We start from the raw sequence: 2,270 nt of genomic DNA, 5'->3' as shown, positions 1-2,270 counted from the left end.
GCCCATGGCGGCCTTGACCGCGGAAATCCGCTGTGAATTCCACAGGTTCTCCTTGACGATGACCTGCTCGGCCATGCCGAGGTCGCGGGCGACCGCGATCATGCCTGGGAGGTCGCCGACTTCGAGCTTGTTGTCGAGATTGATGAGGATCCTGTCCCTGGTCGCCATGAGCATCTCGCGCAGCGTCGAGACTGTCTCGTCGGTGACAGCGCCGGTGCCCTCAATCACAAGCCTGCAGGTCTTGAGCTCGGCCAGCGTGTATTTGACCACCTCGCCCTTGCAGGTCGTGGTGCGGTCGAGCCAGCTGTCATGCATGACGACGAACTCACCGTCCTTCGAGCGCCGGATGTCGACCTCGACGATCTCGGCGCCCATGGCGATCGAACCTTCCACAGCGGCAATCGAATTCTCCGCATAAAGCGTCTTGCCAGCCTGCATGCTACCGGCGCGATGCGCGGCCACCATGACGTGGTCGCGCCACTGGTTGGCATGCTCGAAGCGGTCGAGGATCTGTCTGGCGCGGGTTTCGCCGGCCAAGGCTTGGCCAGAGGCAGCCGCCAAGGCCGCGGAAAACAGAAGGCTCAGCCAAAGGGTCCGCATCGAGAATCGCTCCTTGCCGGATCGAAACCCGGATAGGCGATGCCCGTGACATCTGGGTGAACGAAGCCGGCTAGCGGATTTCTGGTTTGAGCATGATCTCTGGACAAACGGTTTCCGTTTGTCCGAGAAAACCGGCTTCCACTTTTCGGGATCATGCTCGCAAAAGCTCTCCTCAGATGCGTTTCGAGAGCCGGCGGAACCACGCCATGGCCGGCATCTCGACGAAACGCCAGGTGATCCAGGATGCGGCGATGGTGGCGGCGAGCATGACGACGATCGCCACCGCTCCCGTCCAGCCGGCGCCGAAGCCGGTGGCAGGCTGGCCGCGCAGCATGAAGTCGCCAATCAGGCCGAGGCCGAGTTTGCGCTCGACGAGCCCAGCGACGTTGATCAGGCGCGCCTGGACGAAGATGTGGACCATGTAGATCGAATAGGACAGCGCGCCGAGCGTCAACATGAACGGGGCTCTCAGCAAGGCGCTGATCCAGCCGCCTTCATGGGCGAACAGAAACAGCGCCAGCGCGAACACCAGGGGTGCCGCGATGCCGAAATCATTGCCGCCGGCCAGCGAAACAAAAAGCACGATGACGGCCACCATGACGATTTCGGCAAGGGTCCAGTCCATCCGTGGGCCGCTTCTGGCGAGGACCTGTCGTGCCCCTGCAATGGAATCATGCTGAAACCAGGCCAGCAAGGCGCCGAGCGAGAAGCCGTACAGGCAGCGGATGAAGCCGAAATCGAAGGACACATCCATATGATGGGTCGAGAAGCCGAGCAGGAACAGCGGCGCGGTGACGGCGGCGGCAACGAACCATATCCAGGCGCGTGCGCCAGCGACGAAGACTACGCCAGCGAACAGGAGATAGGCGAAGAACTCGGCCGAAATGCTCCAGCTTGGGGCATTCCAGGTCAATTGATCCTCGAAGCCGACACCCTGCAGCAGGAGAAGATTGGCAAGCAGACTCCTAGGGTCGAAGCCGCCGGTGAAGGGAGCAGCACCGGTGCCATGCAGTTGCGGCAACATCAGGCGCAGCAGCTCGAAGCCGGCAAAGGCGGCAAGCATGAGCAGATGCAGCGGGTAGATGCGACCGAAACGGACCAGGGCGAAGCGAGCAACCTGTTCCGGCTGATTGAGCCGATCGCCGTAGCTGCTGGCAATGACGAAACCGGACAGAACGAAGAAGAAATCGACGAAGAGATAGGACGAACCGATGAAGGCGCTTTGCGAAACCGTCGAACCGGTCGGGAAGTGAAACAGTGCCACCAGAAGCGCACAGATACCGCGCCACGAATCAAGGACCAGGAAGCGTTCACCGGCGATCGTACCGGTGTGGGTCGACACCGCGGCACGGGGAGGATTAAGAAACGCGGCCTGCGTCATGATGATACAAATCCTGTCTTGCCGTGGCACTCGCGCAGCGCCACTCCGTCTCGCCAAGCTGTGACTGGCATCTTCCGTGCCGGTTCTGTAGTTGTTGCACCCCGATGAAAAACGAGGATCCGTAATGGCGAACAACAACATCGACAACGCCTTCACCGCCCGTTCCAAAACGGGCGCCGCATTCGAGCCGACCTACTCCGGCGCACTGTCATTCATGCGGCGCAAATACACCAAGGACGTGAAGGGCGCGGATGCGGTGGTGTGGGGTATTCCCTTCGATGCCGCCGTC

General features: G+C 61.4%; 2 protein-coding genes and 1 pseudogene. 1 reads left to right on the top strand and 2 read right to left on the bottom strand.

The window, feature by feature from the left end:
- Both EN935_RS32000 and EN935_RS31995 read right to left on the bottom strand, forming a co-directional pair.
- On the bottom strand, nucleotides 1-600 hold a 600-nt coding region (locus EN935_RS32000), incomplete at its 3' end, for a glycerophosphodiester phosphodiesterase family protein (RefSeq protein ID WP_164771529.1).
- Nucleotides 601-772: 172 nt separating this feature from the next.
- The gene (locus tag EN935_RS31995; protein ID WP_127265285.1) at nucleotides 773-1,981 is read right to left on the bottom strand and encodes an acyltransferase; all 1,209 of its coding nucleotides are present in this window, start codon (nucleotides 1,979-1,981) and stop codon (nucleotides 773-775) included.
- A gap of 124 nt (nucleotides 1,982-2,105) precedes the next feature.
- Here EN935_RS31995 and EN935_RS42395 point away from each other — a divergent pair.
- Nucleotides 2,106-2,270, top strand: a pseudogene (locus EN935_RS42395) (agmatinase); the annotation flags it as partial.

It is taken from the genome of Mesorhizobium sp. M7D.F.Ca.US.004.03.1.1 (assembly GCF_003998635.1).
Classification (GTDB): domain Bacteria; phylum Pseudomonadota; class Alphaproteobacteria; order Rhizobiales; family Rhizobiaceae; genus Mesorhizobium; species Mesorhizobium loti.
The sequence above is the reverse complement of the archived record's forward strand: the minus strand, read 5'-3'. Positions and strand labels throughout refer to the sequence as shown.

Coding starts and splice junctions, on each gene's coding strand:
- EN935_RS31995 (WP_127265285.1), bottom strand. CDS start 1,981: ATGACGCAGGCCGCGTTTCTTAATCCTCCCCGTGCCGCGGTGTCGACC.